The organism is Paenibacillus sp. LHD-38 (assembly GCF_031157315.1).
GTDB lineage: Bacteria > Bacillota > Bacilli > Paenibacillales > Paenibacillaceae > Pristimantibacillus.
On record NZ_JAVIFU010000069.1, the window covers coordinates 1 to 13,850 of the forward strand.

A 13,850-nucleotide genomic window follows, 5' to 3' on the forward strand; every position below is an offset into this window, starting at 1 on the left:
GCTTCATGTGTTTGAAATGCTCATTACTTTTTATCGCTTTTTCGCTTATCCCGAAGGATTTGCGAGGCAGTTATTACTCGTTGTTCAGTTTTCAAAGAGCAATCTTTTCTTTCGTTTGTTATGCTTGTTTTGCTTGTCGTCCGCATGTTTCTCTCGGCCGGAATTAGAATATACCATGTATGCGCCCAGAAGGTCAAGCGTTTTTTAAATTATTTTGAAACTTAATGTTTGAATCTGTCGATTCGTGTTTATAGGACTCGATTTTCTTGCAGCTCTCGCCATACTTTTTTGTTGCTATACTGTCGTTCAGAGCTGATATCCTTGCCAAACCAATCCGGCGCCTGGAATGTATTCGCAGCTTCTTCTGAGTCGAATTCAACCTCAAGGACAGAGAGCTCGATTTGATCATACGTATCAATCTCGATTACACGCCCATTCCACTCTGCCGTTATCCGGTTTTTCGTCAGCGGCACGAAACCAAAGGCTTTGATGACCTGCCCATAAATGCTTTCCGATATGGAGTACTCAATCTCCTCACGCAGCAAACCATTGCCGAGTTTAAACGTATGCGTATACGTAACCTCGCCGCTAGCCAAATCAACGATGCGCCGAACGCGCAGCTCCTGGTTTTCGTCGATGGCTAAATAGGTTTGTTCGATTCGCTGCTCGGAGAGCACCTTCAACTTTGCTTCTTCTACTAAAGCGCTTGGAAATTCCGACAGCAGAAACTTACGTTCGATTTCTAATGACATCCTGCTCAGCTCCTTTATTGTTTAGTGTTCATCCTCTTCCAAAAAAAGCTCATTCAGCATTCTTTCCCGGTTATTAATAAATTGCTTCATCAATATAAAGTGATCGGTTTCCTCTAATGTTGTGCGCTCTATGCCCTCTGAGGTTAAATTATAAATCACAGCGTCGGGATAGGCCATTAGAATCGGCGAGTGTGTGGCAATAATGAACTGAGAGTTCTGCCCTACCAACTGGTTAATCCGAGATAGCATGGCCATTTGGCGAAAAGGAGAAAGGGCCGCCTCCGGCTCATCCATCATATAGAGACCATTCCCGCTAAAACGATGAAGGAACGCTGCAAAAAAAGATTCGCCGTGCGATTGCTGATGAAGCGACTTTCCGCCATAGGAATCGACTAATCTTGGCCCTCTTCTTGTCTCGCGATCCATTTGATCAATATTGGTCGCCACATTATAGTAGCTCTCCGCACGAAAGAAAAAGCCGTCTCTCGGTTTATTCACGCTGCGGATTAGTCTCAAATAACGATGGAGCTCGGAATGCGTCGATTCGGTAGAGAAATTGAAATTAATCGTCCCGCCTTCCGGATTAAATCCGAGACCAATCGCGATCGCTTCCAGCAGTGTAGATTTTCCCATGCCATTCTCGCCAACAATATAGGTTACCTTCGGATGAAATTCCAGCTCATCCAAGGTACGTATGGCATTCAGATGAAAAGGGTACGCATCAAAGGAGGGTATCGACTCCCGGAGGAGCTTTACACCTCTTAAATAAAGTCCTTGCTGGCTTTGTCTCACGGCGCACGCCTCCCAGCCCGATTAGGTGTTGCTTTGCACTCCTTGCTCTGTTAGCCGCAGCATTTTTTGAACTTTTTCCCGCTATTGCAAGGACAAGGATCATTGCGCCCGATTTTTTTCTTGGACTGAAGATCGATAACCTCAGCTTGACGCACTTGATTAGGAATATGATTCATCAGCATGCTGGCGCTTGCTCTCTTCGCAGACAGCTCTTCAGGGGAATACCCTTTGATGGCCCACTGCTTTGTGCTGTTCATTATAGGAACCAACAAATTCGTTACCGCATTCAAGGTTTCCATGTTCGGGATATCAATAAATTCCTGCGTCAATTCGATTACGTCTGCCAATGAGCTTCCGTTTTTGGCAGCATCCACAATTTCCTCTGCCATTAAATCCGCTTCATCCCGGTCAATCTCATAACGGTGAAGGACATAGCGCACGAGATTCATATAGTGGCTGTTCCGATCAACATACTCGGGCTCTCCCGCTTTGAGCAGCTGCTGCTTCGTAAACGGACAAAAATCCAGATCATGTCTTAGCGAACGCTCTTTCATAATCGCTTGCGGATCTACCACCCGAGTGTCGGAGATCGTATCGTCTGCATGGATTTCGAATTGGTCATAATATTGAGAGGCGTCGATTAAGACATCCATAAACTCCATAGACGCTTCGGCACCGTCCTCCACGGAAAACACAAACGATATTAATTGTTCAAGCGTTAACGTTCCATAATAGTAGAGCAAGCCCTGCGTCATCCGAATCCATTCCATGCTGCGGCTGACGTTCAGCTGGTCTAGTACCGCATTGTCCTCTTTCAACGTCTCAAGTACTTCCATAGGCATGAGGATGACCCGCTTCCCCTCTACCGTTCCCGGAAAAAGAAGCCCGCGTTCGCGGAAATATTCATACTTGCGAAACTCCAGCAGCGGATTATCCCAAATGCCGTCGTTCTTCACTATTTTTTGAATAAGCTTGATCCTGTTTTGGTCAAAACAGCGCACCGCCTCCGAGAGATGCTCCGGAATCTTCACTGCCAGCTTTTCTACCAGGCCCTGCTTATTGAGCGAGCTTAGGTTGCTAATTTGCAAATTCGTACGAATACTAGTCAATTGCTGCTTTGATAATGTGCCCAGCGCATCCTCAAACGATAAGGGATAAGTCAGCTGCGGCCAAAATTTATCCATTGCTTTATCCAATAGTTTATCCAGCTTTGTAGTCATGGTAATCTCCTAAATCATAAATGTATTTCATGCTCTTCTAGCAAATTGAGGGGTAACCCCAAAAGACATGTAGGTTCAAAGATAACAAAAATCGAAGCTGGAATCAAACAAAATAATTTAATCTATCCTCCATAATATGTAGGATCAACCTAAAAATAGAGGCTGTCTCCGAAGGCAATCAAGCCTTTTCGAGACAGCCTCTTCAGCTGGTTCTGTCATGGTTTTTCCACGCTTTTTAAGCTAAGCAGCGAGTTTAACTGCTCTAGTAAATTACCGCCGCCCGTAAGTGAAATCGTGCCGATCTTCTCGCAAATTTTCTCAAGAAACTCCAGTTCCTTCAACCGGAACAACGTAACGTTCTCATCCATCAGCTTAGCGGTATTAAGGAGACTTCGGGTGGAGGCCGTTTCCTCGCGGCGCGTAATGAGATTAGCCTGCGCCTTCTTCTCTGCAAGCAGCACCGTATTCAAAATATCCTTGATGTCGCCCGGCAAAATAATGTCTTTGAGTCCCGCCGATATAAACTGCACGCCGTAATGCTCCTTCTGCTCATTCAAACGAGAGAGCACAAACGTCGCGATTTCCTGCTTCATGCGCAGCAAATCATCCAGCTTCAGCGTTCCGACATACTCCCGCAAAATGAGCTGCAGCATAATATATACCTGCTCCTCGAACGACTTGATTTGGAACGCTTTGAGCGGATTGACAACCTTATATTGGCATACAAAGTTGAGCCGCAGCGTGACCTTGTCCTCCGTCATTATTTCTTGGCCGGTCATGTCTAGCTGAAGCTGGCGCAAATCGACTGTTTTCACCTGCACGCTCGTCGGACCCTTCCAGAAATAATATCTGCCGGGACGAAGCTCCCTCTGCAATACATTATTGTAGAAAAGCAGGCCGGATTCGTGGCTGGCAACCTCGAACACCTGGATATAGCCTTGAAGCTTCGAGAGCAAAGAGCGGTCGATCTCCTCCGATATTTCGGGATTTCTAATATCAATGCGTATAAACGAGTGCTTCTTGATCGCATTCCAGAAAGCATACACCCCTGCTGTCAGAAGCGAATTGAACTTCCCGTCCTCAAAATGAAGCGCGTACTCGTAATCCTGTACGTCTGCAACCGTTAGTTCTTCCAGCAGCTGCTTATCCTGAAGAAACAAGCTAAGCTCCTTGTTCGGAACTGCGAAGCGCTTCGCTATATTTTGCAAAATAACGCTGTCGTCTGAAAAGGAAGTATGCCGGTACACGCCCGGCTGCAATAGCTTGATATAGCTGCCTTTTTTGAAAAGAAGACCGCGTTCATCGTTTTTGATGATTACTTTTTTGAACATGGATAAACACCTCTTTGCGGGTTTGGTGGCCTTGGTAACAGGAGCTCTCCTGCGGCTGGGCCGGAATCAGGCTTGAGTAAGGATCGTGGCTGCTTTATCGCTTCGGCATGCTTAGACGCATTCGAATGCATGATCCATTCGTTTGCGGTCTATGCCCTGCTTGGCAATAAGAGACAGCCGGCCCCGGACGGTATCCGCCGATTGCATAGGCTTTGCTGCAGCAAGCATGCCTAGGCATGCTCTGAGAGCTTCTGTTACAAGGCAGAGTCTACAGAAAGTTCTCCTTGGAAGGGAGTTAGGGTGCTCCGAAGAGCATCGTCGCTTTGGAGGCGATTGTCAAAGAGAGGGGGATAAGCCCTGCTCCTTCATATGGGAGATTCCGCCGAAATGGACGATACAGCATACAGGCGCATAGGATGCGCGAGCACTGCGGGATTTTCGAAAATCCCAGCCAAGGTACGCCATTCGTACATGAACCTCATCTATTATTGAAGTTATCTTTAATAGCGAAAGGGATAGAGATAGATTAGATGCCTTTTATGGCTGCCATCGGCTTGCATTTGGCTACCACGGCAGCTAAGGATGCGCCAACGACGCTGTCGATGATTTGATCCACATCCTTGTAGGCTTGCGGGCATTCATCGAGAATCGTCTGCAAGGAAGCGTGGTTCACGAGAATTTCGTCATCGGTGCCAACCTTCAGCGATTGCTCGAACTCATCGACGGTCACCAGCTGCTTCGTTGCTTTACGGGATCTTGCCCGGCCTGCCCCATGGCAAATGGAATAGAAGTTTTTCAATCCTTCATCCTTCCCTACCATAATGTAGGATGACGTTCCCATAGAGCCTGGAATAAGTGCCGGATGCCCCGTTTCTTTATAGACAGGTGTATTCAAAAAATGTCCCGGCGGCAGCGCCCGCGTTGCTCCTTTGCGATGAACGAGCATCGGCTGGTTGCGGTGAAATTCCTTCAGCGCATAATTATGCATCAGGTCATAGAGAACAGGCATTTCCATGCCCGCTCCGAATAGGTCCCGGAAGGCTTCACGCACGCCGAAGGCAATCATATGCCGATTGCTTACGGCAAAGTTGAGCGCGGAATACATGAGGTTCAAATAGGTTTGCCCTTCTTGGCTCGCAATCGGCGCATAAATCAAATTAGGGTCAGGATTACTTACACCCCACTGATTCATGGCTTCCTTTATGGCCTTGTTATGCTCCCGGCCGACCATGCCGCCCCAAGAGCGGGAGCCGGAGTGGATCATGACGACAACCTGACCGTCAAACAGGCCCCATTTTGCAGCTAATTCTGCATATTCCTCATTGATCTCCAGATACTGAATTTCAATAAAATGGTTCCCGCTTCCGAGCGAACCAAGCTGCCCCCGCGCATACTTCAAAATTTTCGGAGGAAGCTGCTTCAGGTAAGCGGTATCGAATACAAAATGAGATTGCTCCACATGCGTCAGCCACTGCTCATCAGGCACATACTTTTCAGGAAGGCCCTTTAGGCCATGCTCCACTACGCTCATCACATCGATATCGTCGTAGTTCGTATTTTTGCGTTCGTTCGTCGGCACGTATTTCTCAATGGCCGCAATCAGCGCTCTGCGAACATCCTTCTCCTTAAGATCCCGCTTATGAAGCGGAGTGGTGTGAACACGCATCCCGCAGCCGATATCCGAGCCAACGATCGAAGGCGAGACGCAGCCGTCCTTCATATTCCATACCGCCGTTGTCCCTATGCAAGTTCCGATACCGACATGGGCATCAGGAGTGTAGCTCATATATTGATTCCGCGGAATTTGCAGGTTATTGTTTGCCATTTCATATACTTTATCTCCGAACGTTTGGAATACCTCATCGTTTGCGAAAACATGGAGTGGACCATGCTGCAGCTCCAGCTCATGGTGATTGCCGCCATGCTTCTTATGCTTCAACAGCATTGTAAAACCTCCCTTAATTATTGCTATTTTTCTTCCGGCGTACCGTCTTCTTATGAGCCTTATTTTGCATGTTTTTGGAGACCGTGAACATGGTGAAAGTATGACGACTAAGGAAAATTTTCCTTTTTGTTCAAATACGCAATCTTCCTGATAAGATAGATAAAGAATATCGTTCAGGAACGGAGGAACCCCCTACATGGCGAGAGAAAGCTTCGATAAGGAAATCCAGTTTTTGCGCATGCTTGTCCTTACGAGCGGGGCATATAATCGTCAACAGTACGCAGACAGACTCGGCATCTCCATTCATACCTTCGATAAAACCATCAAACGTTTGAAAGAAATCGCTAATGCGGTTTATCAGCAGCTCCCTGCGGACAAAGGAAAAGAGTTTGCGGATACGGTCCGCTACAGCTACCTCGATTCTTCGGATCCCATGCTGCTGTTTTTATTCCGGGCCAAATCGCTAAAGGAATCGGAAAGCCAGCGGCTTTCTCTGCTGCTTGCTGCTATGCACGAGCAAGCTTTAACCGCCATGGAGCTTCTCGATCTCTGCTGCGGCAGTATGCCGGCGGAACTCTCGCTTCCCGACGAGAAGACCATACGCGGCGATCTCAAATATTTGGAGCAGGTTGGGGTAATCAAAAGAGAGCCGGGAACGCGCCCGTTCCGTTACCGGACATACAACGATTTGGTCAAGGAGCTGTCCCCGGAGGAGCTGCTGGATTTATATGATTTTGTAGACATTATGGCCAATACGCAGCTGCCCTCGGTGCAGGGATATTTCCTTCGAGACGGATTGAAGAAGCATATGGCCCGCAGGCAGAATGATTACCGCCATCAGGAGTCCTTCTTATATAAGTACCACTACTATTCGCGCATTTTGGACGAGGCTCATCTCTTTACGCTGCTCAGTGCGATCCGCAATCGGCGTTTCGTTCGTTTCCTTTATTTTTCGCCGAAAAAAGAAACGAGCTACGCCTCCAAAAACACTAATCCCTTGTTTGAACGGGATACCGAAGGCCAGGAGGAGATGATGCTCCCGCTGAAGGTTGTCTATGATCATCAATACGGCAGATGGTACTTGCTTGGCCACCACGCCCGCTATGGCATAAAGAAATACCGCTTGGAAGGATTAACCCAAATTTCTGAAGAGGATGCCGCTGCCGCAGACGATTACGAAGCCAAAAAATCCGAGCTTGAGCAGCGTATCCAGTACAGCTGGCTGATCGATACAGGCAAGCTCGTTACGGTAAAGGTCCGCTTCTTCCATCCCGGACCCGGCATATCTAATTTCGTCAAGGAGCGTGTGCTTTTGCAGGGGCAATGGGGAAGCATTACGGAAGAGACTGAGGACTCCTTTATTTACGAAATAGAAGTGAACGGCACGATTGAGATCAAGCCCTGGATTCGGAGCTTCGGCTCCAGCTGCGAGGTGCTGGCCCCCTTGAAATTCAGAGAAGAAATGATTGCGGAATGGAAGGAGATTAAAGGCTACTATGAATCCCTTTGAGAAAATATTCAACTACCAGATCCTATCTCGGCTGGAGGAGTCGGGCACCTTCATTATTACGGCGCATGAGCGGGGCTGGCTGAAAATGATGCTTCAGCATCCGGCTTCTGCCCATGCTTTTGCCCCGGAAACCCTTCGCAAACTAAACGCAGTATTAGAGCAAGATCAAAGCTTGGAAACAGACGGATTGCTGCACAAAGCCGCAAGCAAGGAACGCCATGTCTATCATCCAAACGTCCGGCTGCTAAGGCAAGCCATCACGAATAAGGCTATCCTGCGGTTAAGCTACCTTATGAAAAACGGACGAACATCCACGATGCAGGACGGCTTTCCCTATAAGCTTGAATATTCAATGGTTAAACGGGAATGGTATTTGCTCTGGTATCATATAAATAATCGGATGCTGATGAGTACAAGGCTGGAGAAGATCATGGAAGTTAGCGAGCAAGCGTGCCCCGTGGAAGATTACGAGCAGCTGACCGCCGTGGTTCATGCTTTAATGAACAATCGAGGCATGAGCGCGGATATTCTTGTCGTGCCTGCATACAACGGAGAGCTTTCGCGCATCTTATACGCTTTTTCTTGCTTCGAGAAGGAAGTGACCTATGCTCCGGAAGAGAACGAGTACATGATTCGCTTATACTTTAACAGCAGTGACAGCGAATTCGTGCTTTCAAAAACCCGCTTCCTCGGTAAACGGGTTCGGATATTGGAGGGCGAGCAGCTAAGGCGCCGCATGCTGGAATCCGCGACAAAGTCGCTTGAACGCTATGCGGAGCCGCACAATTAATCACATTTTGACGAAAAATTTTATTTATAATGATTCCAAAATAATATTGATTTCCCTCTGGAAAGCGGTAACATATTAGTTGAGGTGCAATCATACAAAATCAATGAGGTGAAGCTATTATGAGTACAGAGAAGAACAAGCTTACGACTAGCTCTGGCGCTCCGGTCGGAGATAACCAAAACTCGATGACAGCCGGCTCACGCGGTCCCACGTTAATTCAGGATGTTCACCTTTTGGAGAAACTAGCGCATTTCAATAGAGAACGTGTTCCAGAACGCGTTGTTCATGCGAAGGGCGCAGGCGCACACGGTTATTTCCAGGTTACGCATGATGTTACCCCTTTTACCAAGGCCAGCTTCTTATCCGAGGTAGGCAAACGCACACCGATGTTCATCCGTTTCTCCACCGTAGCAGGTGAGCTAGGTTCTGCCGACACGGTTCGCGATCCCCGCGGATTCGCCGTGAAGTTCTACACCGAAGAAGGAAATTATGATTTGGTCGGCAATAACACGCCTGTTTTTTTCATCCGTGATGCCATTAAATTCCCTGATTTTATTCATACGCAGAAGCGCCATCCGCAAACCCATCTCAAAAATCCGAATGCGGTATGGGATTTCTGGTCCTTATCCCCTGAATCCTTGCACCAGGTTACCATTCTAATGTCTGACCGCGGCATTCCGGCTACGCTTAGACATATGCACGGCTTTGGCAGCCATACCTTCAAATGGGTAAATGATGAAGGGCAAGCCGTATGGGTCAAATACCACTTCAAAACCGAGCAAGGCGTAAAAAACTTAGCTCCTGAGGTTGCGGCGCAAATTGCCGGCGATAACCCTGACTATCATACCGAGGATTTATTTAATGCCATTGCAAATGGCGATTTCCCGGCTTGGAAGCTTTATGTGCAAATTATGCCGCTTGAGGATGCAAATACATATCGTTTCGATCCGTTTGACGTGACGAAGGTATGGTCGCAAAAGGACTACCCGTTGATCGAGGTTGGACGCATGGTGCTGGATCGCAACCCGGAAAACTATTTTGCCGAGGTTGAACAGGCGACTTTCTCCCCTGGTTCGTTTGTACCAGGCATCGAGGCTTCTCCTGACAAAATGCTGCAAGGCCGTCTCTTTGCCTATTCCGATGCTCATCGCTACCGGGTTGGCGCCAACCACAACCAGCTGCCGATCAACCGTCCCAAGTCTGAAGTGAACAACCATCAGCGCGATGGGCAAATGCGTGCCGACGGCAATGGCGGTGCATCGATTTACTACGAGCCGAACAGCTATGGCGGACCGACGGAATCGCCGGAGAACAAGCCTGCCCCATTCGAGGTTTCCGGCCAGGCAGACAGCGTCTCTTTTGACCATAACGACCATTATACGCAAGCCGGCGATCTATACCGTCTGTTGAACGAAGAGGAACGAGCACGCCTCGTCGACACGATCGTCGGTGCCATGAAGCCCGTAGAGAAGGATGAAATTAAGCTTCGTCAAATCGGCCATTTCTACAAAGCGGATCCCGAATACGGACAGCGGGTCGCTGAAGGCCTTGGCTTATCCGTGTCGCAGCAATCATAGACTTATATTATTTGCAGCTTTTCTTCAGCCTTATATAGTAAAAACGAGAAGGGGACGGCTATTATAGCCGTCCCCTTCTCGTTTGAATCCTTTAATTAAAACGATAAATCCAGAAGCGCTCTGTTCCGAACCGCTCCCTTATTTCCTCGTCCTCCAGCTTTTTATTACCAACCAATTCAGCAGCCTGGAACTGGGAACGGTGTGCTTCTATGGAGGCCATTTTTTGCCGCAAGTAACCCTTAACGTCATTGACGAGATGAGGCTTGCCTAATACTTGTTGATGATTTTTGGAAAAAGCTACGCAGTAGACCGTCGGCCTCTCCTCCGGAGGAAGCTTGCTGATGACTCGAATGACAGCCGCTCCGCATGCATCATGATCCGGATGTACGCTGAAGCCCGGATAGAAAGTATAGACAAGTGTCGGACGGAGTTCTTTAAGGAGCGCATCGATCTGGCCATCCAGCTGCACCTGATCCTCAAACTCAATCATTTTATCGTGAAAGCCGAGTTTTCTTAGATCCTGTATGCCAATAGCCTCACAAGACCTCTCCAGCTCCAATTTTCGTATATGCGGAAGGGTTACCCGATTTGCAAACGGCGGAATCCCCATATTTCGGCCCATCTCTCCTAGCGTTAAACAAGCATAGGTAACATGGGCTCCGCTTTCTATATGCTTAGCCAGCGTTCCTGATACCGTAAAGGCTTCATCATCAGGATGCGGAAATATAACCAAAATATTTTGATTCATAGCTTCTCTTGTCTCCTCTCTCATCAAAAGGGTTCCCTGCTTAATTGCAGCGAAACGATCAGCTTTCCTTGACCGTCGTGACCGGCAAGAAGCAGCCTATCCGTCTCGTTCTCTTCCCAGTGCGTCAAGCCTTCTGTATAAATCCAGCCCTGCTTCATCTTCAGCCCTACCCGGTATGGTCCATTCCCTGCAATCGATCCATGGGAATAACGAATCATCGCATTGGTAATGAAGTTTGCTGCCGGATGCTTCGTGCTATCGAGATGGGAAGCATAGGCCCCCGTTGTCATTTCAAGATGAACGTATAGATCTTGCTCCTGCAAGCTGTCAATAATATGCTGCACTTTCTCTGCATGAATAAGCTGCATCAGTATCCCTCCTCTATCTCCTCAAGACCCTTACTATTTATAAGAATGCAATCATTTTAACACACTCATCCAATTCAAAATACGTTAAGCCTTTTTGCACTGCTGCTCATTCGGGATTTTGTGGTATACTGCTACAATATTAATATGCAGGAGGATCAGACAATGAAAATTTACGTCATTCAATCGTTTAATGAAGACGGCTTGGAAAATGTGTATGTAGGCTCAGATGAGGAAAAAGCGCTGTCGTTGAAGTCAGCCGACTTCGACCATTGCGACGCCCTGTTTGTTGAAATATGGGAGGATGGCGAGAAAACGGATGACTTTCGTCTCGTGGAGTCGCCTGAGGATGCTGAAGAGGAAGAGGAAGTCGTTGAAAACGAGCAATAAGCTCCTTTCTAAATAATAGGTAGCCTTGCAACCTTTTGTCGAACACTGCCGTCTAGTGTTCGACTTTATTTATAAGGAGAGAAAAAGATGTTACATATGAAAAAATCACTATCCAAAATGGCAGTCCTCGCGCTCACCGTTGCATTGCTCGCTGCAGGCTGCAACAATACCGGAAAAGAGCCTGCCAATAACTCATCGGCAGGAAATGCGACGAATGAGGCCGAGGTTACGGAGCAGCCTACCGTAAATCCTGCGACAGATGAACCTGCTGTTACTGAAGAACCTGCCGTTACCGAGGAGCCTGCAACAGACACTGCAACGAGTGAACCGGCTGCTACGGAAGAAGCAGAGCCCTCTGCCACCTCGAAGCCTATAGGCAGACCATCCGACGGAAAGCCTGCTCAGACAACGGCGCCAAAAGAAAAGCCAGCACTAAAGCCTGCTGCTACAGCAAAACCTACACAAAAACCAACCCAAAAACCGACGCAAAAGCCAAACCCAACGCCTAAGCCTACGGTTAAGCCGTCAGAGGATGTGAAGGTATCCGATATTTCCGATAAAATCTTAGCAGACATGGAGATGCCGCGTATGATCCCTGCGGAAGGCGAGCTCGTTATGGATGTATACGGAATTGACGCAGGCGCTTTGCTGTCAGAAAGTATCTTCCTGCAAGCTATGATGAATACTAAGGCTACCGAACTTGTTATCGTAAAGCTGAAATCGGAGAAAAACTACGATGAGGTGGCTGAAGCTTTGGAAGCCCGCGCCGCACAAATTCAAAAAACATTTGAAACTTATTTGCAGGATCAATACGAGGATGCAAAAAACTATAAAATTATCCGTCACGGCAATTACGTGATGCTGTCCATCTCTCATGATCAGGACAAGGTCGTTGAGATTTTTAACGGTTTCTTTAAATAATCGGTACTCATTCTTATAAATAAAAAAAGTTCTGACCTTCACCGGTCAGGATTTTTTTTTACCAATGAAACATTTTGAGCTGATGGAACGTGTTACGGATGAAGGAGTCGACGCTAATGCCGAGTGAGACGCTAATTTCGAGAGAGGATTTAGCTGAGCTGGTCCATCGTTACGCGGATATGATGCTGCGTATTGCTTTCACCTATGTTAAAAACCATGCTGACGCTGAGGATATTTGCCAAGAGGTTTTTATAAAAATCGCTAAGCAGCATAAAACCTTTCAGCATGCTGAGCATGAAAAAGCATGGATCATTCGCATCACGATTAATGCCAGTAAGGATGCGCTGCGAAGCCCGTGGAAAAAACTTTTTAGTCCGATCAACGAAGCATCGCTTCCAATTCTGCATCAAGGGAATAACGAAGTTGTTGCCTGCGTGCTGGAGCTGCCGAAAAAATACCGCATCGTCATCTACCTCTATTATTTCGAAGGCTACAGCACCACGGAAATTGCCGAACTCGTACGCCGAAATGAGAATACCGTTCGAACGCATCTCCGCCGTACCCGCGAACTGCTAAGAAAAAGTATGATCGGAGGATTCGTAAATGAATAAATATATCGAGGGAATGAAAGAAATCACTGCCGGCGAGGAGCTGAAGCAGCAGTTCATAAACCGGGCTCAGCTACGGCAGCCTTCAAAAAAGAACAGCCTCCGAAGAGCCGCCTTTTTCGCTGCTGTCTGCACATTTATTGTAGTAATGGTGTTTGGGGCCTCGTTCTTTCAGCCTGACAACAAATCAGCATTCACCGGCTTTGTTATTACCGCTTATGCGGCGGACGGCGCCCCCGTTGTCATGAAACCAAACGTTCTGCTCCCTCTCGGGACATATAGTCCGTTAATGAGCAGCGTACCTGGCTTTCCAATCCGCATCGACGCAGAAGACGCGGATCGGATCGAAGTCATCGTAACAGAAGGAGGCCTGTTGACATGGTCTCCCCCGTCTTCGAAGGTTGTCCACAAGGGGAAAAGCATGCAAACAGCATCCGGTAACACGCTATACTGGTCGCCAATCGATGAGAATAACGAAATTCCATTTGCAAAGAAAAGTATCGTTTCCGTGATCGCCTACAAAAACAAGCAAGAGCTTGGCCGCCGGGTTATTGAAATACAAAGCACCGATAACCTCAATTACAGCGGGGTGCTAAAAGAAGGATAACCTTATAACGCAGCGCTTCCCGTTTTCCTGACGGACAATGTATTGGCGAACATGCGTAACAATGCCGTAGCCGCGACGCATTCAAGCAAGGTCAGAAGCAGCAGCGTGAAATCCTGTCCCGCGTTCATACGCTCGACGTTCCAACCAAGCAGCCACAAATTAGCCAGCATGAATAAGATGTGTCCGAAAAACGTGACCATGCAGAACAAGCCGATGACTTTGTTATATTTATGAATGGCTGCGCTTTGGATACGAAGAATGCCGTAAAAAATCAAAAGCGTATTCGGCAGCACA

Annotated in this window: 15 protein-coding genes; 7 read left to right on the forward strand and 8 right to left on the reverse strand. The window is 47.7% G+C overall.

The genetic code is table 11. From position 1 onward, the window contains the following. Window positions 1-248 precede the first annotated feature (248 nt). The 5 genes from RCO25_RS31435 to RCO25_RS31455 form a co-directional block, all read right to left on the reverse strand. On the reverse strand, window positions 249-752 hold the full coding sequence (locus RCO25_RS31435; protein WP_309000016.1) for a CYTH domain-containing protein: 504 nt from the start codon (window positions 750-752) through the stop codon (window positions 249-251). 21 nt (window positions 753-773) lie between these two features. Beyond that, complete coding sequence (locus RCO25_RS31440) at window positions 774-1,544, reverse strand: AAA family ATPase (RefSeq protein ID WP_309000017.1); 771 nt, start codon at window positions 1,542-1,544, stop codon at window positions 774-776. A 50-nt stretch (window positions 1,545-1,594) separates the two neighbouring features. Beyond that, window positions 1,595-2,764, reverse strand: a complete 1,170-nt coding sequence (locus RCO25_RS31445) for a YecA/YgfB family protein (protein ID WP_309000018.1) — start codon at window positions 2,762-2,764, stop codon at window positions 1,595-1,597. Between the two features lie 215 nt (window positions 2,765-2,979). Further along, window positions 2,980-4,095, reverse strand: a complete 1,116-nt coding sequence (locus tag RCO25_RS31450; protein ID WP_309000019.1) for a slipin family protein — start codon at window positions 4,093-4,095, stop codon at window positions 2,980-2,982. A 526-nt stretch (window positions 4,096-4,621) separates the two neighbouring features. Further along, window positions 4,622-6,040, reverse strand: coding sequence for an RtcB family protein (locus RCO25_RS31455; RefSeq protein WP_309000020.1), 1,419 nt, complete (start codon window positions 6,038-6,040; stop codon window positions 4,622-4,624). Window positions 6,041-6,236: 196 nt separating this feature from the next. On the opposite strand from RCO25_RS31455, the gene RCO25_RS31460 reads away from it, so the two are divergent. The 3 genes from RCO25_RS31460 (at window position 6,237) to katA (ending at window position 9,917) form a co-directional block, all read left to right on the forward strand. Next, window positions 6,237-7,550 carry a helix-turn-helix transcriptional regulator gene (locus RCO25_RS31460; RefSeq protein ID WP_309000021.1) on the forward strand — a complete coding sequence of 438 codons (1,314 nt, stop codon included), beginning with the start codon at window positions 6,237-6,239 and terminating at the stop codon, window positions 7,548-7,550. Continuing rightward, a complete protein-coding gene (locus RCO25_RS31465; RefSeq protein ID WP_309000022.1) occupies window positions 7,537-8,340 on the forward strand; it encodes a WYL domain-containing protein in 804 nt (267 codons plus the stop codon). The genes RCO25_RS31460 and RCO25_RS31465 overlap by 14 nt, the downstream gene beginning before the upstream one ends. Window positions 8,341-8,459: 119 nt before the next feature. Next, window positions 8,460-9,917 carry a catalase KatA gene (gene katA, locus RCO25_RS31470; RefSeq protein WP_309000023.1) on the forward strand — a complete coding sequence of 486 codons (1,458 nt, stop codon included), beginning with the start codon at window positions 8,460-8,462 and terminating at the stop codon, window positions 9,915-9,917. A gap of 91 nt (window positions 9,918-10,008) precedes the next feature. Here the strand turns inward: katA and bshB2 are convergent, their stop codons facing one another. Then, the gene (gene bshB2, locus RCO25_RS31475; protein WP_309000024.1) at window positions 10,009-10,665 is read right to left on the reverse strand and encodes a bacillithiol biosynthesis deacetylase BshB2; all 657 of its coding nucleotides are present in this window, start codon (window positions 10,663-10,665) and stop codon (window positions 10,009-10,011) included. A 23-nt stretch (window positions 10,666-10,688) separates the two neighbouring features. Continuing rightward, the gene (locus RCO25_RS31480) at window positions 10,689-11,033 is read right to left on the reverse strand and encodes a YojF family protein (RefSeq protein ID WP_309000025.1); all 345 of its coding nucleotides are present in this window, start codon (window positions 11,031-11,033) and stop codon (window positions 10,689-10,691) included. A 162-nt stretch (window positions 11,034-11,195) separates the two neighbouring features. Here RCO25_RS31480 and RCO25_RS31485 point away from each other — a divergent pair, with 162 nt between their 5' ends. From RCO25_RS31485 to RCO25_RS31500, 4 genes are all read left to right on the forward strand, one after another. Beyond that, window positions 11,196-11,420 (forward strand): hypothetical protein, encoded by a 225-nt coding sequence (locus RCO25_RS31485; protein WP_309000026.1) that lies wholly within the window; start codon window positions 11,196-11,198, stop codon window positions 11,418-11,420. Window positions 11,421-11,507: 87 nt separating this feature from the next. Beyond that, window positions 11,508-12,341 carry a DUF4358 domain-containing protein gene (locus RCO25_RS31490; protein WP_309000027.1) on the forward strand — a complete coding sequence of 278 codons (834 nt, stop codon included), beginning with the start codon at window positions 11,508-11,510 and terminating at the stop codon, window positions 12,339-12,341. A gap of 116 nt (window positions 12,342-12,457) precedes the next feature. Next, window positions 12,458-12,952 (forward strand): sigma-70 family RNA polymerase sigma factor, encoded by a 495-nt coding sequence (locus tag RCO25_RS31495; protein WP_309000028.1) that lies wholly within the window; start codon window positions 12,458-12,460, stop codon window positions 12,950-12,952. Further along, window positions 12,945-13,556 (forward strand): hypothetical protein, encoded by a 612-nt coding sequence (locus RCO25_RS31500; protein WP_309000029.1) that lies wholly within the window; start codon window positions 12,945-12,947, stop codon window positions 13,554-13,556. The genes RCO25_RS31495 and RCO25_RS31500 overlap by 8 nt, the downstream gene beginning before the upstream one ends. Before the next feature lie 2 nt (window positions 13,557-13,558). On the opposite strand, the gene RCO25_RS31505 is transcribed toward RCO25_RS31500, so the two are convergent. After that, window positions 13,559-13,849 carry a hypothetical protein gene (locus tag RCO25_RS31505; protein WP_309000030.1) on the reverse strand — a complete coding sequence of 97 codons (291 nt, stop codon included), beginning with the start codon at window positions 13,847-13,849 and terminating at the stop codon, window positions 13,559-13,561. Between the last annotated feature and the right edge of the window lies 1 nt (window position 13,850).